Annotated in this window: 2 protein-coding genes and 1 pseudogene; all 3 read left to right on the top strand. The window is 66.3% G+C overall.

Going from position 1 to position 2,431, the window contains the following annotated elements; all coding sequences use genetic code 11:
• Positions 1-981: pseudogene (locus VN856_RS22840) on the top strand (2-oxoglutarate ferredoxin oxidoreductase subunit alpha); the annotation flags it as partial.
• Positions 978-2,057: a 2-oxoacid:ferredoxin oxidoreductase subunit beta gene (locus VN856_RS22835; RefSeq protein WP_325693327.1), complete on the top strand. Its 1,080-nt coding sequence runs from the start codon at positions 978-980 to the stop codon at positions 2,055-2,057. The pseudogene VN856_RS22840 and the gene VN856_RS22835, both read left to right, overlap by 4 nt.
• A 1-nt stretch (position 2,058) precedes the next feature.
• On the top strand, positions 2,059-2,431 hold a 373-nt coding region (locus VN856_RS22830), incomplete at its 3' end, for an NTP transferase domain-containing protein (RefSeq protein WP_325693324.1).

The raw sequence follows: 2,431 nt of genomic DNA, 5'->3' as shown, positions 1-2,431 counted from the left end.
AGCACCTCGGGGCCGGGGATTTCGCTGAAGTCCGAAGCATTGGGCCTTGCGGTGATGACCGAGCTGCCGCTGCTCGTCATCGACGTGCAGCGAGGTGGGCCGTCGACCGGGCTGCCTACCAAGACCGAGCAAGCCGACCTGCTGCAGGCCCTGTACGGCCGCAACGGCGAGTCACCGGTCGCGATCCTCGCACCACGGTCGCCCTCGGACTGCTTCGCCACTGCGATCGAGGCGGTCCGTATCGCGGTGTCGTATCACACCCCGGTGATCGTGCTGTCCGACGGCGCCATCGCCAATGGCTCAGAGCCGTGGCAGATCCCGGACGTCGGCTCGCTGCAGCCGATCAAGCACAACTTCGCCAAGCCGGACGAACCGTTCCAGCCTTATGCGCGCGACCCGGCAACGCTGGCCCGGCAGTTCGCGATTCCGGGCACACCGGGCCTCGAGCACCGCATCGGTGGCCTGGAAGCGGCCAACGGTTCGGGCAACATCTCCTACGAGCCGGTCAACCACGATCTCATGGTCCGGTTGCGCCAGGCCAAGATCGACGGCATCACCGTCCCCGACCTGGAGGTCGACGACCCGACCGGGGACGCCGAGCTGCTGCTGATCGGATGGGGCAGCTCGTACGGACCGATCGGGGAAGCCTGCCGGCGGGCGCGGCGCAACGACATCAAGGTGGCGCACGCCCATCTGCGCCACCTGCGGCCGTTCCCGGCCAACCTGGGCGAGGTGCTGCGGCGTTACCCGCAGGTGGTATGCCCAGAGATGAATCTCGGCCAGCTGGCGCTGCTGCTGCGCGGCAAGTATCTGGTCGACGTGCAATCGGTCACCAAGGTTCAAGGTGTCGCTTTCCTGGCCGACGAGGTGGGACGCCTGATCCGCGCCGCGATGGGCGGGACACTGGCCGAAATCGAGCAAGACAAGACGATGGTCGCAAGACTCGCGGCCGCCACGGTTGGAGCGGGAGCTGACGCATGACTGATCTCATCGGCGCGGATTTAGGGCTGTCGGACATCCTGTCCAAACACAGCCGCGTGCCCACCACCGACCAACCGCAGAAGGCCAAGGACTTCACCAGCGATCAAGAAGTCCGCTGGTGTCCCGGGTGCGGCGACTACGTCATCCTCAACACGATGCGAAACTTTTTGCCCGAGTTGGGATTACGTCGCGAGAACATCGTCTTCGTCAGCGGCATCGGTTGCTCGAGCCGATTCCCCTACTACCTGGAGACCTACGGTCTGCACTCGATCCACGGCCGCGCGCCCGCGATCGCTACCGGTCTGGCACTGGCCCGCGAGGACCTCTCGGTCTGGGTGGTCACCGGCGATGGGGACGCGTTGTCGATCGGTGGCAATCACCTGATCCACGCGCTTCGCCGCAACATCAACCTGACCATCCTGCTGTTCAACAACCGGATCTACGGCCTGACCAAAGGCCAGTACTCGCCGACCTCAGAGGTCGGAAAGGTCACCAAGTCGACGCCGATGGGCTCGCTGGACCAGCCGTTCAACCCGGTGTCGTTGGCACTGGGCGCCGAGGCGAGTTTCGTTGGCCGCGCGCTGGATTCCGACCGCAAGGGTCTGTCCGAGGTGCTGCGCGCCGCCGCCGAACATCGCGGGTCGGCGCTGGTCGAGATCCTGCAGGACTGCCCGATCTTCAACGACGGTTCGTTCGACGCGCTGCGTAAAGAAGGCGCCGAGGAGCGGCTGATCAGTGTTCATCACGGCGAGCCGATCGTGTTCGGCGCCAACGACGAGTACTGCGTGGTGCGGTCAGGCTTCGCGCTCGAAGTGGCCAAGACCGCCGACGTCCGCGTCGAGGAGATCGTGGTGCACGACGCACATGCGACCGATTCCGCTTACGCGTACGCTCTTTCACGACTGTCCCAGCAAAACCTGGAGCACACCGTGATGGGTATCTTCCGTCAGGTCAGCCGGCCCACCTACGACGATGCGGCACGATCACAGATCCGCGCCGCGCGCGAGTCGACCCCGTTCGACCGTGCCGCGCTGCAATCGTTGTTGCATGGCCGGGACACCTGGACTGTGAACTGAGATGGTGGCTGCGGGTAAGCCGGCTTCACTAGCCGGCGTGGTGTTGGCTGCCGGCGCGTCGCCCTGGCAGGGGCGTGAGAAGGCCATGAAGCGGGCTCCTGGTTCCCCCGCGACGACGATGGTCGAGCACGCGGTCAGCGTCGTCGGGCAGCGGTGTCAACCGGTCTTCGTAGTGTCGTCGCCGGGCCAGTCGCTGCCGGACCTTCCGGCGCAGGTGGTCCGCGACGACGTGCGCGGGCATGGCTTGCTATCCGCGATCAGCCGTGGGCTGCATGCGGCCGCCGAGGCCGGCGCGACGTCGGCGTTTGTCTGCGCCGTTGACGCGACGGTCCTCACCGCTGACGTGATCGACGCAGTCGCGGCCCGAGCGGCCG

The sequence above is a fragment of the Mycobacterium sp. genome (assembly GCF_035603715.1).
In the GTDB taxonomy this organism is placed as follows: Bacteria; Actinomycetota; Actinomycetes; order Mycobacteriales; family Mycobacteriaceae; genus Mycobacterium.
This window is presented reverse-complemented; position numbering and strand designations above follow the sequence as displayed.